The 14412-nt window shown below is 68.0% G+C and carries 13 protein-coding genes; 2 read left to right on the top strand and 11 right to left on the bottom strand.

Annotation, left to right across the window (positions count from 1 at the left end; genetic code table 11):
• Nucleotides 1-16: 16 nt before the first annotated feature.
• From ACK4E3_RS09425 to coxB, 4 genes are all read right to left on the bottom strand, one after another.
• Nucleotides 17-160: a hypothetical protein gene (locus ACK4E3_RS09425; protein WP_409699645.1), complete on the bottom strand. Its 144-nt coding sequence runs from the start codon at nt 158-160 to the stop codon at nt 17-19.
• Complete coding sequence (gene cyoE / locus ACK4E3_RS09420) at nt 151-1149, bottom strand: heme o synthase (protein ID WP_409699642.1); 999 nt, start codon at nt 1147-1149, stop codon at nt 151-153. The genes ACK4E3_RS09425 and cyoE overlap by 10 nt, the downstream gene beginning before the upstream one ends.
• Before the next feature lie 153 nt (nt 1150-1302).
• Complete coding sequence (gene ctaD / locus ACK4E3_RS09415; RefSeq protein WP_409699639.1) at nt 1303-2961, bottom strand: cytochrome c oxidase subunit I; 1659 nt, start codon at nt 2959-2961, stop codon at nt 1303-1305.
• Nucleotides 2962-2992: 31 nt separating this feature from the next.
• Nucleotides 2993-3970, bottom strand: a complete 978-nt coding sequence (gene coxB / locus ACK4E3_RS09410; protein ID WP_409699636.1) for a cytochrome c oxidase subunit II — start codon at nt 3968-3970, stop codon at nt 2993-2995.
• 320 nt (nt 3971-4290) lie between these two features.
• Here coxB and tldD point away from each other — a divergent pair, with 320 nt between their 5' ends.
• Nucleotides 4291-5763, top strand: coding sequence for a metalloprotease TldD (gene tldD / locus ACK4E3_RS09405; RefSeq protein ID WP_409699633.1), 1473 nt, complete (start codon nt 4291-4293; stop codon nt 5761-5763).
• A gap of 173 nt (nt 5764-5936) precedes the next feature.
• Nucleotides 5937-7985 carry a TonB-dependent receptor domain-containing protein gene (locus tag ACK4E3_RS09400; RefSeq protein WP_409699630.1) on the top strand — a complete coding sequence of 683 codons (2049 nt, stop codon included), beginning with the start codon at nt 5937-5939 and terminating at the stop codon, nt 7983-7985.
• A gap of 85 nt (nt 7986-8070) precedes the next feature.
• Here ACK4E3_RS09400 and ACK4E3_RS09395 read toward each other — a convergent pair whose 3' ends face one another.
• The 7 genes from ACK4E3_RS09395 to ACK4E3_RS09365 all read right to left on the bottom strand — a co-directional run bounded on the left by ACK4E3_RS09395 (nt 8071) and on the right by ACK4E3_RS09365 (nt 14264).
• Complete coding sequence (locus tag ACK4E3_RS09395) at nt 8071-9939, bottom strand: peptide MFS transporter (protein ID WP_409699627.1); 1869 nt, start codon at nt 9937-9939, stop codon at nt 8071-8073.
• Nucleotides 9940-10098: 159 nt separating this feature from the next.
• Nucleotides 10099-10347, bottom strand: coding sequence for a DUF3297 family protein (locus tag ACK4E3_RS09390; protein WP_409701226.1), 249 nt, complete (start codon nt 10345-10347; stop codon nt 10099-10101).
• A 56-nt stretch (nt 10348-10403) separates the two neighbouring features.
• On the bottom strand, nt 10404-11057 hold the full coding sequence (locus ACK4E3_RS09385) for a hypothetical protein (protein ID WP_409699624.1): 654 nt from the start codon (nt 11055-11057) through the stop codon (nt 10404-10406).
• Nucleotides 11058-11067: 10 nt separating this feature from the next.
• A complete protein-coding gene (locus ACK4E3_RS09380) occupies nt 11068-12018 on the bottom strand; it encodes a MotE family protein (protein ID WP_409699621.1) in 951 nt (316 codons plus the stop codon).
• Nucleotides 12019-12034: 16 nt separating this feature from the next.
• Complete coding sequence (locus tag ACK4E3_RS09375; protein ID WP_409699618.1) at nt 12035-12589, bottom strand: DUF6468 domain-containing protein; 555 nt, start codon at nt 12587-12589, stop codon at nt 12035-12037.
• On the bottom strand, nt 12589-13638 hold the full coding sequence (gene fliM, locus ACK4E3_RS09370; protein WP_409699615.1) for a flagellar motor switch protein FliM: 1050 nt from the start codon (nt 13636-13638) through the stop codon (nt 12589-12591). Before fliM ends, ACK4E3_RS09375 begins: the two co-directional genes overlap by 1 nt.
• A complete protein-coding gene (locus ACK4E3_RS09365; protein ID WP_409701223.1) occupies nt 13635-14264 on the bottom strand; it encodes a flagellar basal body-associated FliL family protein in 630 nt (209 codons plus the stop codon). The genes fliM and ACK4E3_RS09365 overlap by 4 nt, the downstream gene beginning before the upstream one ends.
• Nucleotides 14265-14412: the final 148 nt, after the last annotated feature.

Raw genomic sequence — 14412 nt, 5'->3', positions numbered from 1 at the left:
GCGGGGCGTGCAGGGATCAACCGGCGGCGTTCGCGGCGATGTTGGCGCTGAGACGCAGCACCGTCACGGCGAACACGATCACAATAAAGGCCACCAGCGCCAGAGCCAAAGCGACGTTTCGCCGCTTGCGGGCCTTTAGCTCCTCGGGGGTCAGCTGCATGTCGGGCATCCTTGCACAAGGGGCATGTTCTCCACCAAGAGGGCGGCGAACAGCACGAACAGATAGGCGATGGAATAGGCGAACAGGTTGCGTGCGGGCTTGGACTGGGCGCGCACGTCATAAAGCGCGGCCTCGCGGCCCACGGCATCGGGCTTGTCGGCACTGGCCTCTCCCGGCGGGGCATCACCGGCACGCGAGCGCCACAGGCGATAGGCCAGCAGCAGGAACAGCGCCCCGCCCCCGATGGACGCGGCCAGATAGATCGCCCCGCCCATGCCCAGCAGACCCGGCAGCACCGCCACCGGCACCAGAACGAGGCTGTAGAGCAGGATCTGCAGCCGGGTCGCGCGCGCGCCCCTGGCCACCGGCATCATGGGAATGCCCGCCTTGGCATAGTCTCCGGCCGAATAGAGCGCCAGCGCCCACGAGTGCGGCGGGGTCCACAGGAAGATGATGAGGAACAGCAGCCACGCCTGCCATGGCGCACTGCCCGTGGCCGCCGCCCAGCCGATCACGGGCGGAAAGGCCCCGGCGGCACCGCCGATGACGATGTTCTGGGGCGTGCGCCGCTTCAGCACCAGGGTATAGAGCCCCGCATAATAGACGATGGTCAGGGCCAGCAGACCCGCCGCCAGCCAGTTCACCGCCAGACCCAGCAGGGTCACCGAAGCCACCGACAGGATGACGCCATAGCTCATGGCATCGCCCCGTGCGATGCGCCCTGCCGCCACGGGCCGTCCGCGCGTGCGGCGCATCAGGGCGTCGGTCTCGGCCTCCAGCGCCATGTTGAGCGCGCCCGCAGCCCCTGCGCCAAGGCCGATGCACAAGATCGCCACCACGGCCAGCCCGAACGGAAGACTGCCCGGCGCCACCACGAGACCCACCACCGCGGTGAAGATCACCAGCGACATGACCCGCGGCTTGAGCAGCTGGAAATAGTCTTCCGGCTGGGCGGTCGAGACGGGGATGTCGGCGCGCGGCGTCGCCATGGGCCGGGGCCTCCTCGGGGTATGCCCCGCCGCGGCGGGGAAGACAGGGCCTAGGCCCTCAAGCAAGAAGGCCCAGACGCACCATGGCACCTGAGCCCCCTCGGTTCCGGCGGCACAGGCCGCCGCGCACGGGCGCGGCAGCCTGTCAGCGCATCAGTGCTTCTCGTCGGCCTTGATGACCGGCAGCTCGTTGAACTGGTGGAACGGCGGCGGCGAGGACAGGGTCCACTCCAGCGTCGTTGCCCCCTCGCCCCACGGATTGGCCTCGGCCTTGCGGCGGCGCACGGCGGCCTCGATCAGCAGGATGAAGAACACGGCCATGCCCACCAGGGTGATGGCATAGCCCCAGCTCGAGACCTGGTTCCAGAGGGTATAGGCCTCGGGATAGTCCACATAGCGGCGCGGCATGCCCTGCAGGCCGAGGAAGTGCTGGGGGAAGAAGATCACGTTCACGCCGATGAAGGTGATCCAGAAGTGCGCCTGGCCCAGCATCTCGTTGTACTTCACGCCCCACATCTTCTCGAACCAGTAGTAGAAGCCCGCGAAGATGGCGAACACGGCACCGAGGCTCAGCACATAGTGGAAGTGCGCCACGACATAGTAGGTGTCGTGCAGGCTGTAATCGATGCCGGCGTTGGACAGCACCACGCCGGTCACGCCGCCGAGAGTGAACAGGAAGATGAAGCCGATGGCCCACATCATGGGCGTCTTGAAGCTCAGCGAGCCGCCCCACATGGTCGCGATCCAGCTGAATATCTTCACCCCTGTCGGCACGGCGATGATCATGGTCGCGGCCACGAAATAGGCGCGCAGATTGATGCTCATGCCCACGGTGTACATGTGGTGCGCCCACACCACGAAGCCGATGAAGCCGATGGCGACCATCGCATAGGCCATGGCCAGATAGCCGAACACGGGCTTCTTCGAGAAGGTCGAGACGATGTGGCTGATGATGCCGAAGCCCGGCAGGATCAGGATGTACACCTCGGGGTGGCCGAAGAACCAGAACAGGTGCTGGAACATCACCGGATCACCGCCACCGGCGGGATCGAAGAAGCTGGTGCCGAAGTTGCGGTCGGTCAGCAGCATGGTGATGGCGCCCGCCAGGACCGGCAGGGACAGCAGCAGCAGGAAGGCGGTGATCAGCACCGACCACACGAACAGCGGCATGCGGTGCAGCGTCATGCCCGGCGCGCGCATGTTGAAGATGGTGGTGATGAAATTGATGGCACCGAGGATCGAGCTGGCCCCCGCGACGTGCAGCGAGAAGATCGCCAGATCCATCGCCGGTCCCGTATGGCCCATGGTCGATAGCGGGGGATAGATGGTCCAGCCGCCGCCGAAGCCCCGCCCCGGCCCGCCGTCCACGAACATGGACATGACCAGCAGCACCCACGCCGACACCAGCAGCCAGAACGAGATGTTGTTCATGCGCGGGAAGGCCATGTCCGGCGCACCGATCATGATCGGCACGAACCAGTTGCCAAAGCCGCCGATCATGGCGGGCATGACCATGAAGAAGATCATGATCAGGGCGTGGGCCGTCACCGTCACGTTGTAGCCGTGCTTGGACGCCTCGACGAGGCCGAGCTGCTCGACCAGACCGCCCGGCACGAACACCTGCATGCCCGGCTCGGCCAGCTCCCAGCGGATCAGGCCCGAGAGCGCGCCGCCGACCACCCCCGCCATGATGGCGAAGATGATGTAGAGGGTGCCGATGTCCTTGTGGTTGGTCGAAAACAGCCAGCGGACAAAGAAGCCGGGCTTGTGATCGTGCCCGTCGTCGTGAGTGTGTGCGGATGCGGTGGCCATGGGTGTCTCTGTCTAGCCTCTCGCCGGAAACCTAGCGGGCGACGGCGGGCTGAACCGCCGCCTGAGAAGGGGTGGAAGTGGTGAGCGAGGCGGGCGTCACGCTCGCCTCGCCAGAAGTCTCGCCAGAAGCCGGAGCCGCAGCCGGAGCCGCCGGTGCGGCGGGCGCCTCGGCCTCGGCCACCTGCATGGAGCCGCCGCGCGAGGCCACCCAGGCCTCGAACTCGGCCTGGGTCACCACATTGATCTGCAACGGCATGAAGGCGTGATCGACGCCGCACAGCTCCGAGCACTGGCCGTAGAAGACGCCGGTGCGGTCGGCGCGGAACCAGGTCTCGTTGAGGCGGCCGGGAATGGCATCGACCTTGAGGCCGAAGGCCGGCAGGGCGACGGCGTGAATCACGTCCGAGGCCGTCACCAGCAGACGCACGGTCTGGCCCACCGGCACCACCATCGGCTCGTCGGCCGCGAGGCGATAGAGCTGGGGCGTCGTCTGGTCCTCGGGCAGCATATTCGAGATGTATTCCGGCACGCCCAGATCGGGATATTCGTAGGACCAGTTCCACTGGTTGCCCGTCACCTTCACCGTGATGTCCGGCTCGGGCATGTCGTGATAGGTGAACAGAAGGCGGAACGAGAACACCGCGATGAAGATCAGGATCGCCACGGGCACCAGGGTCCAGATCACCTCGATGGTGGTGTTGTGGCTCCACTTGGCGGGCACCGGATTGCGGCGACGGTTGTAACGGAACACCACCCAGAGCAGCAGGCCCAGCACCAGCAGCGAGATGCCCGTGATGATCGGCATCAGGATGACGTTGTGGAAGAAGTGCGCGTGCTCCTTGAGCGGCGAGGCGGCCGGTTGAAGGCCGATGGCCCCCGGCGTCGGCTGGCCCATCAGCGGCGCGGAGGCTGCTGCGGGCAGCGCCATCACGGCCATTGTCAGCACAGCGCCGACAAAGGCCCAGGCGGCCCCGATTCGTGCGCGCATCCCCATACCAGAAACCCTCATGGTCATGTTTCATCCTTACCGCAGGGCGGGCTCCTCGTGCGATGAGGCGCTGCCAGCGTCCACGGGCCGAAGCTCCGCGAAGCGGGGCATACGGCGTCATGCCGGGTCAATATCGGCTTGCCTCGCGCTTGCCAAGCGATTGAAAGGTCGCAGCCCCGCCCTTTTTGTGTGCGTTTGTGGCCGCACACGCCCCTGCGCCATGCCCGCCCCCGCTGCGGGACGATCTGTCGATGCGCTGTGGCCCCGGCACTTTGAGGGCTCTGCCTCATTGCCTATGTAGGGGCGACACCTGCTCGATCCGCCTTCCTGCCGGAGCCCTCATGCCCCCTTCCAGTGCCCCAGTCTCGCCCCCAATCTCGCCCCCAGTCTCGCCCCCTGCTCCCGCCTCGCTGCTCGAAGCCCACGAGCTTGAGCGCGCCTCCGTCGATGCGATCTTGCAGGACGCGCTGCGCGGCGCGGACGATGGCGAGCTTTTTCTGGAGCGCACCGAGAGCGAGGCCCTGGTCTTCGACGACGGGCGGCTGAAATCGGCTTCTTACGATGTGTCCGAAGGATTTGGCCTGCGGGTCGTCGCGGGCGAGACCGCGGGCTATGCCCATGCCAACGAGATCAGCCTCGAGGCCTTCGCGCGCGCGGGCGAGGCGGCGGCCCTGGCGCGGCGCGGCCATGTCGGCACTGCCGCCGATGCGCCTCCCGCCACCAACCGCAAGCTCTATGGCGAGGATGACCCGCTCGCCTCGCCCGCCTTCTCTGACAAGATCGCCCTGTTGCAGGACATCGATGCCTATGCCCGGGCACGCGATCCGCGCGTGGTGCAGGTGTCGGCCTCGCTCGCAGGAGAGCGCCGCGCCATCGAGATCGTGCGCCAGGACGGGCGGACCTTCCGTGATGTGCGCCCGCTGGTGCGCCTGTCCGTCGCCGTCACCGTCGAGCAGGATGGCCGGCGCGAGAGTGCGGGCGCAGGCGCGGGCGGGCGCTCGGGCTTCGAGGCCTGGATCACGCCCGAGCGCTGGCAGGCCCAGACGGACGAGGCGCTGCGTCAGGCCCTGATCAATCTCGAGGCCATCGACTGTCCCGCAGGCGAAATGGATGTGGTGCTCGGTCCCGGCTGGCCCGGCGTGCTTCTGCACGAGGCGGTCGGCCACGGCTTCGAGGGCGATTTCCACCGCAAGGGCAGCTCGGTGTTCAACGGCATGATGGGCAAGCGCGTCGCAGCGCCGGGCGTGACCGTGGTGGACGATGGCTCCATCGAGGGGCGGCGCGGCTCGCTCTCCATCGACGACGAGGGCACGCCCACCTCGCGCACCGTGCTGATCGAGGACGGCATCATGGTCGGGCTGATGCATGACCGCATGAGCGCGCGCCTGATGGGCGAGCGCGCCACCGGCAACGGACGGCGCCAGTCCTATGCCCACATCCCCATGCCGCGCATGACCAACACCTTCATGGAAGGCGGCAGCGACAGCCTTGCCGACATGATCGCCTCGACGCGGCGCGGGCTCTATGCGGTGAACTTCGGCGGCGGCCAGGTCGACATCACCAGCGGCAAGTTCGTGTTCCAGTGCACCGAGGCCTATCTGATCGAGGACGGCCGCATCACCGCGCCCGTGCGCGGCGCAACCCTGATCGGTGACGGCGCCACGGCCCTGACCCGCATCGAGATGATCGGCAACGATTTCGCCTTCGATCCGGGCATTGGCGTCTGCGGCAAGGCCGGACAGGGCGTGCCCGTCGGCATCGGCCAGCCCAGCGTGAAGATTCGCGGCCTGACCGTGGGCGGCACGGCGGTCTGATCCCGCCTGCCGCTTCCACTTCACTGTAAGTAATCGCTGCTCACATGACTTCATGACAGGAATGTCATGAAGCGCTTTTCATATATAAATCCGATTTAATCCAGATGTCTGCTTTGTAACTGGAAGCATAGGCGTCCCGGCGGCATCCCTGCGCTCAGTTCAGGAGACGCCCAATGAAAAACAACAACCGCCGCCGCACCTTTCTCGCGCTCAGCGCATCCGCCCTTGCCCTCGCCATGGCCCTGCCCGCCGCAGCCCAGAACGCAGCACAGGATGCCGCCCCGCCGGCTCCGTCCACCGCGGCCAGCGAAGCCGTGCTGTCCTTCGGCCCCGAGTTCTTCGCCGACTATCGCCCCAGCACCGCCCAGGACATGGTGATGCGCATTCCCGGCTTCTCGCCCACCGACGGCAGCAATGTCCGCGGTTTCGAGGGCGCGGTCGGCAATGTTCTGATCGGTGGCGCGCGCCCGGCGTCCAAGAACGAGGGCGCCCTGTCGATCCTGGCGCGCACGCCTGCCAACCAGGTCGAGCGCATCGACCTGATCCGGGGCGGGGCACCGGGCATCGACATGCAGGGCCACCCCGTGGTGGTCAATGTGATCCTGCGTGGCGGCGTATCGCGCGAGCAGGCGCTTCAGATCGGCGTGATCCCCTGGGAGCATGGCCGCGTCATGTGGAACGGGCGCTATGACTTCACGGTGCGCGACGGCGAGCGGCAGTACGGCTTTCAGGTGGCCCGCACCCTCAGCATGAGCGATTCCATCGGCTATGGCACCTTGGTGCGGCGCGCGCCGGACGGCACGATACTGCGCGAGGATCGCGTCGAGGAAGATGTGTGGGGCGACGGCTGGCAGCTGCGCGGCAACTGGGCCGGTCCGGCTCTGGGCGGGCGCGTGGACATCAGCGGATCGGCGTGGGACGGCAACTTCACCAACGAGGAGATCATCTCCGGCGCGCTGGGCGAGCGCGTGTTCGAGAGCCGCGACGACAGCCGCAGCTACAACGCCGCCATGCGCTACGAGCGCACCTTGCGCGAGGGCGTGCGCTTCGAGGGCCGCCTGATGGCCCAGCGCGGAGAGTTCGAGGGAATCAACTCGGGCCGCGTGCCCGGCACCGAGCAGCTGTTCCTCTATGATGGCACCAGCGGCGAGACCATCGCCCAGGGCTCGCTGCGCTTCGAGCGCTCGCCCACACTGTCCTATCAGTTCGGCGGCGAGATCGGCCAGACGTTCCGCGAGACCGACCAGGCCTTCACGATCAACGGCGTGCCCGTGCCCCTGCCCTCGGCCAGCGTGCGCGTCGAGGAAGTGCGCGCAGAGGTGTTCGGGCGCACCACCTGGCGGCCCACCAGCCAGCTCAGCGTCGAGGCGGGCCTGCGCCTCGAGAACTCCACCATCAGCCAGAGCGGCGATGCCACCAGCGAGCGCGACTTCTTCTATGCCAAGCCGCGCCTGCAACTGACCTGGACGCCCGCGCCGGGCAACCAGCTGCGCTTTCGCGTCGAGCGCGAGCTGGGCCAGCTCAACTTCAGCGACTTCGCCGCCTCGGTGGCGCTCAGCAACGACGATGTGTTCGGCGGCAACATCGACCTGGTGCCCCAGAAGCGCTGGATCTACGAGGGCGTGTGGGAGCGCCGCTTCTGGGACGAGGGCGCCTTCACCCTCACCCTGCGCCACGACCGGATCAGCGATGTGATCGACCGCATCCCCCTGCCCGGCGGTCTCAGCGCGCGCGGCAACATCGGCGATGGCACCCACACGCGCCTCAATGCCAACCTGACCCTGCCGCTGGAGCGCCTCGGCATCGACGGCGCACGCCTTCAGCTGAACACCAGCTTCCAGAACTCCAGCGTGACGGACCCGACCACGGGCGAGAGCCGCCGCATCTCGGGGGTCCAGCACTTCCGCCACAGCGTCTCCTTCACCCAGGAGCTGCCGCGCTGGAACACGAACTGGGGGGTGGAGTACCTGCCGCCCTTCGGCGAGACCATCTTCGATCCCGACCAGACCACCCGCGTCGAGATCAACAACTATCTGGTGCTGTTCGCCGAGTACAAGCCGCGCCCGGACCTGTCGCTGCGCGCCCAGGTCAACATCTGGAACGACTTCGTCATCGAGCGCGAAGTCTATGCCGATCGCGTCACGCGGGCCGTGGCCTTCGTCGAGCGGCGCGAGGTCGACCCCCACACCCACTTCCAGCTTCGCCTGCGCAAGACGTTCTGATCCCTCACCTGCACGTTTTGCCCAAGCGAAAGGGGCGGTGCCTTGCGGCGCCGCCCCTCCTGCATTTCGGGTCTGGAAAGAGCGCCTAGTGGACGCCCGCCATGCCTTTTTTCAGGATCGGCGAGATCAGCAGCAGCAGCACGCCGACACCCACGCCGACCCAGCCGATGGAGCTGAAGATGTCGGCATAGGTCTGCAAGGCCAGCTCGCGGTTGGTCACGATGCCCGCCACGGTCTCGGTCGCCGTGGCCTGGGCGATCCAGCCGGCCACGATGTGCGCCACCGCGCTGGACAGGAACCACACGCCCATCATCAGGCCCACCACGCGGTCCACCGACAGCTTGGTGATCATCGACAGGCCCACGGGCGACAGGCACAGCTCGCCGATGGTGTGCAGCAGATAGGTCAGGAACAGGAACAGCAGCGGCACGCGGAAATCCACGCTGGACTGCGTGAGCGCCGCCCAGGCCAGCAGCAGGAAGCCCGCGCCCACGAACACCAGACCGAACGAGAACTTCACCGGCGTGGAGGGCTCCATGCGCCGCCTGGCCAGCCAGACCCACAGGGCCGCCATGACCGGGCCCAGCACGACGATGATCGCGGGGTTGAAGAACTGGGTCTGGGCCGCATTCAGCCACGAGGGCATGGCCGTGGACTGGTCCGCGAACAGGGTCAGCGAAGAGCCGGCCTGCTCGAACAGCGCCCAGAACAGCACCGAGAAGAAGGTCAGCACCTGGGCCACCAGCATGCGGGTGCGCTCGGCACCGCGCAGGCGGATCAGGGTGTAGCCCACCACCAGCGCAAAGATGACCCCTGCGATGGTAGGCAAGGTGGTGGAGATCAGCTCGTGGCGCTGGATCATCAGCCAGACCGGCAGCACGGCAATCAGGCCGCCGATCCAGAAGATCGCCTCGAACGGCAGGCCCAGGATGCCCTTGCGGCGCAGCAGCTCGGGCCTGGGCGGGCCGCCGCGTCCCTCCAGCCAGCTCTGGCCGAGGATGAAGGTCAGCAGGCCGAACAGCATCCCTATGCCCGCCAGGCCGAAGCCGTAGGCCCAGCCGTACTGAATACCCAGCCAGGCACACAGGATGGTCGCCAGCAGGGCGCCAAGGTTGATGCCGACATAGAAGATGGTGAAGCCCGCATCGCGGCGCGGATCACCCTCGTCATAGAGCGCGCCCACCACCGTGGAGATATTGGCCTTCAGAAAGCCCACGCCGACGATGATCAGCGAAAGGGCCAGAAACAGGATCGGCTCGGCGCGCAGGTCGCGCACGGTGCGAATCTCGTACTCGCCCGGAGCGACGGCAGCCGGGAACCCGGCAGCAGGCGGAGTGGCAGCCACGGCAGGCTCACCGGCCTCAAGCGCATCGGGGCCGGGCGTGGCAACCCCGGCCTGGGGCGCGGGGGCCGCACCCGTCTCGGCCTCGAGCACGCCGATGGCGCCGACGTCAGAGGCGATGGCGGCGGAAGGCTCCGCGCCCACCGTCGAGATGCCCTCGGGCGTGATGCGGATCTCGACCCGCTCCTCGCCATTGACGGCAAAGATGCGCCGGTCGGTGTCGCGTCCCTCGACCTCGAGCGCGTATTCCGTGCCGCCGACAGTGACGAAGTCACGCCCGCCGCGGCCCTCGAAAGCCATGGTGAAGTGGCCCAGCACCAGCAGGACGGCACCGATGATCACGGCCTTGCGCGATCCCAGATACTTGTCGGCCAGCAGCCCGCCGATCACCGGCATCAGATAGACGAGGGCGGCATAGGCGGCATAGATGCCCTGCGCCTCGGCCGGGCCGAACAGGAAGTGCTGGGTCAGATAGAGCACCAGCAGCGCTCTCATGCCGTAGTAGGAAAAGCGCTCCCACATCTCGGCGAGGAACAGGATCACCAGCCCGCGCGGGTGTCCCAGGAATGTCTTGCGAGGCGCAAGCGCGCCCCCCCCTTCGCTCAAACTCACGCTCGCGACTCCTGATTGGATTAGGCGCGCACCGTGCGCGCAATCGGGCGCATATCGAGCACGGTCTTCAAATCGTCACAAGCGGTTTTCACGCAGCGTAAACCATGGCGCGAGCGCGCACGGCCCGTCACGCCGCGGCCCGATCGCCTTGAGCGGTACTCAGTCGGCGTTGCCGCGCACGTAGGGCTCGACCTCGCCGCTCAGCTTGATCGTGAGCGGCTTGCCCCGCCGGTCGACCCGGTTGCCCACCGCCAGCCGCACCCAGCCTTCCGAGACGCAGTATTCCTCGACATTGGTGCGGTCCTCGCCGCGAAAGCGCACCCCGATGCCGCGCTCGAGCACCTCGGCATGATGGTGGGGGCTGTCAGGATCGACGCTGAGTCGGTCGGGAAGAGGGCTGTCGTTCATGGTGTTCTCGCTCATGAGGCCCGTTTATGCGTGCCCCACGGCCCGTGCAAGCGCCCTCAGCGCCCGCCGGTCTCGCCGCCAAGCTGCACGGCAGCACTTCTCAGCCAGTCGGCCTTGATGATCTCTACCGACAGCACCAGGGCCATGCCCAGAATCGCGAACCACTGCACCCATGAGGCTTCCACCCCGAGCACACCGCCCAGCCACGGCGAGAGGACCAGAACCATGGCCAGGGTGACATAGCCTGCGTTGGATGCGCTCCACAGCGCCTGCAGGCGATAGGACTTCGGCCCCACGATCTCGGCCACCAGCCAAGCAGTCGAGACCAGCAGCGCACCCAGCAGCCACGCGCCCGCGACCACCGGATCGCGCACCATGACACCGGCGACGATGAACATGACCCAGCTGGCGATGGCAAAGGTCATGCCGATGCGGAAGAACCGGTCGCTGCGATCACCGCCTTTCAGCGGGTCTTCAAAGAAGGCCATGTCGTCGATCCAGAACTTCACGCGCATGGTGACGATCAGGAAGGCGAGCGCATAGCTGACCAGCGACGCCTCGCTGCTGCCCGAGAAAAGACCCGTCAGGGGCGCGCCCATGGTCAGGGCCGACATGCCGTCGTTCAGGCGGCTGAGGCGACGATCCGGCGTGTGAGCCCGGCGCGCGGCCCTGCCGTCAAGGCGGCGGTCAACGCGGCGGGCCGGGCGCATGGGCAAGGGATCAGTTCACCGACTGACGCGGCGCGGCGGGGCTGCGGGACTGACCCTGTTCCGGGGCCGGTTCAGGAGCCGGGGCTTGTGCTGCGGGCGAGCGGGTGGGTGCCGCCGCGCTGCCATTGTCAGGCGCCTGGGCCGTGCGCTGGGTCGCGGGCTGGGCTGCGGGCTGGGCTGCGGGCTGGGCTGGGGCCCGGTTCGCCGCCTGGCGTGGCGCAGGGGTCTGGCGAGGCGCAGGCGGCTGGGCGGCGGGCGTTGCCTCGGCATTGGTGCGCGCAGGTGCGGGGGCCTCGGCACCGCCCGTGCCCGCCACAGCCGCCCGTGCGGCCAGTTGCTGGGACTCATAGCGACGCGCCAGCTTCTCGGTCAGCTCGCGGGCCGCGGCCGGTTCCATCTGGGCCAGAATGGCGGCGAGCGCACGCGGGCGCATGGCTGCCGCCACGGGCAGGCGCACGTCGTCGTTGAGCGTGCTCATCACGCGCGCCGCCTCGCGCGGGCGCATGGCCGAATAGACCTGCACCAGCCGGTCGACCTCCTGCTGCTCGCGCTCGTCGGCCTGCCCCAGCAGGGCCGTGACCTCGGCGCGGATGGCGTTCAGTTCGGCGATGCGTGCATCCAGCCGCTGCTCGGCGGCCACCATCAGCGGCAGGGTGGTGGCAAAGTCGGCATCGCGCGCATCCAGCGCCTCGCGCCGCGCCGACAGGCTCTGGATGATGCGCAGCTCGGCGGGCGAGATGCCGGCCTGCTCGGCCAGCTGCTCGGGGCTGAGCGCACAGACGGCGGGCGCACTCGCTGTGGCGCTTCCGCTGGCCGCAGCCTCGGCTCCGGCCTCTGCGGTCGTCTCGGCCAGAGCACGCGCGCCCTGGAACAGATCCGGCCCGGCGCCCACGGCGCGCACGGCAATCACCCCGCCTATGGCGATGGCGATCAGGGGCAGAAGGCGCGGAAACTTGCTCATGGGGCGTCGGACTCGTTCAGGCGCGCGCGCGGCGCGGCGTCAGGGCATCGTCGTCCAGTCTGGCGCGGGCACGGTTCAGATTGTCTTGCGCGGACTGGTTAGCGGCCAGGGCCTGAAGCACCCGCGCCGCCAGGGCCGAGGCCCGCGCCTCGGACACGCCGTCCGCGCTGCGCTCGGCAGAGGGCTCCGGCTCGGGGCTCACCACGCGCAGGGGCGCACGCTCGGCTGCGGGCCTTGGCGGGGCGCTGGCCGGGGCGCGGGCCGGGGGCATTTCCGGGCGCTCGACAGTGCGCGGCGCGCGGGCCAGAAGGCCTTCCAGCTCACCTTTGAGGGTGCGTGCCGCCACGATGCGATCGTGCAGCAGGTCCGTCTCCTCGCCCGCCGCCTTGAGCGCGCGCAAGGCAGCCTCGGCGCGCGCGGCGGCCTGGTTCAGCTCGCCCACCGCCTCGGCAAAGCGCTGCTGGCCCTCGCGCAGGGCCTTCAGCCGCCCGCTCAGCCGCACACCGAACGCCAGCGCCGAGACCAGCAGGATCATCAGCACGCCATCGAGAATGAGCCCGGTAAAGTCCATCAGCCGCCTCCTGCGAGCTTGCGTGCCACCGCCTCGGTGACGGGTTTGTCCACCTGCACGGCGATATGCTGTCCGCGTCGCCCCATGCGTCCCTGGGTCAGCGGCACGGTTCCGCACCTCAGGCTGACGGGGGTATCGGGCGTGGCATTGAGCATGATGGTGTCGCCCACCTTCAGCTCCAGCACCTCGGACAGCGGCACCTGATGCTCGTCCAGCACGGCCCTGACCTCGAGCTGGGTGGTCCACAGCTCGGTCGCCAGGTGGCTTTCCCAGATGTTGTCGCGCCCGAACTTCTCGCCCATGAACTGCTGCAGCAGCATCTTGCGGATCGGCTCGAGCGTGGCGTAGGGCAGCAGCAGCTCGATGCGCCCGCCCCGGTCCTCCATGTCCACGCGCAGCTTGACCAGAATGGCGGCATTGGCCGGGCGCGCGATGGCGGCAAAGCGCGGATTGGTCTCCAGCCGGTCCAGATTGAAATGCACCGGCGTCAGCGGCTCGAAGGCGGCCTGGGCGTCGGCCAGCACCACCTCGATCATGCGCTGGACCAGCACGCGCTCGATGGTGGTATAGGGGCGCCCCTCGATGCGCAGGGCCGCCGTGCCCCGGCGCCCGCCCAGCAGCACGTCGACGATGGAATAGATCAGGTTGGAATCGACCGTCAGCAGGCCGTAGTTGTCCAGCTCCTCGGCACGGAACACGGCCAGGATCGCGGGCAGCGGGATCGAGTTCAGATAGTCGCCGAAGCGGATCGAGCTGATGTTGTCGAGGCTGACCTCGACATTGTCCGAGGTGAAGTTGCGCAGGCTGGTCGTCATCAGCCGGACCAGCCTGTCAAAGACGATCTCGAGCATGGGAAGGCGCTCATAGGACACCAGCGCCGAATTGATGATCGCCCGGATGCCGCTGCGCTCGGTGCCCTCGTCGTCGCCCAGATCGAAGCCCAGCAGGCTGTCGATCTCGTCCTGATTGAGCACGCGCTCGGACAGGCCCGAGGGGCTCTCCAGCCCCAGATCCTCGCCCAGACCCGCCGCGTCGAGCGTCTCGCTCATTGCACCAGCATCTCCTCGATCAGTACCGCGTCGATGTGGCCGGGGGCCGCGATCAGATTGACCCGGCGCAGGATTTCCTGACGCAGCTGATGGCTGCCGGCCGAGCCGTGCAGGTCTTCGGGGCGCAGCTCGCGCAGGAAGCCCTGGAACATGTCCTGAAGGCGCGGATATTCCGCTTGCAGCGTGCTGGCCAGATGCGGGTCACTCATCTCCAGCGTCAGGCGCAGCTTGAGGAAGGTGGGGCGTCCGTCGGCGGTCTGAATGTTCACGATCAGGTCGGGCAGGGTGTAGAAGGTCACGCCGTCCGGTCCGCCGCGAATCTGGCCCGCCCCCTCGCCGGTCGCGGCGCCATGCCCGCCCTTGGCCGCCGGGGCCTTGGCAGCAGGTGCCTTGGCCGCTGGCGCAGGCGCGCCCTCGCCGTGGGCCTCGGCACTGGCGGGCTTGGGCTTGAGGAACAGGAACCACGCACCCGCGCCGCCGCCGCCCAGCAGCACCAGCGCCGCGGCTGCCGCGATCAGCATGACCGGCGGTTTCTTCTTGGCCGGTGCGCCCTCGGCGCCCTCTTCCGCAGCCGGAGCCTCGGCCTCGCCAGAGGCCTCCGTCTTCTTCTTGCCGAACTTCAGCATCGCATCGCCCGCAAAGACCCGAACGGGAGGGTCCATCCCGCAGGGCAGCTTTGGGCCGGTTTGGTTAACGAGACGTTCAGAACCGGCAGATTTTGCCGGGCACCGGTCAGGCGAAAGGGGCGCAAAGCCTTGTCAGAGCGGCGTTAAC

The organism is Brevundimonas sp., from assembly GCF_046299595.1.
Classification (GTDB): Bacteria; Pseudomonadota; Alphaproteobacteria; order Caulobacterales; family Caulobacteraceae; genus Brevundimonas.
Note: the sequence above shows the minus strand (reverse complement) of the source record. Positions and strands in the feature narration are given on the sequence as shown.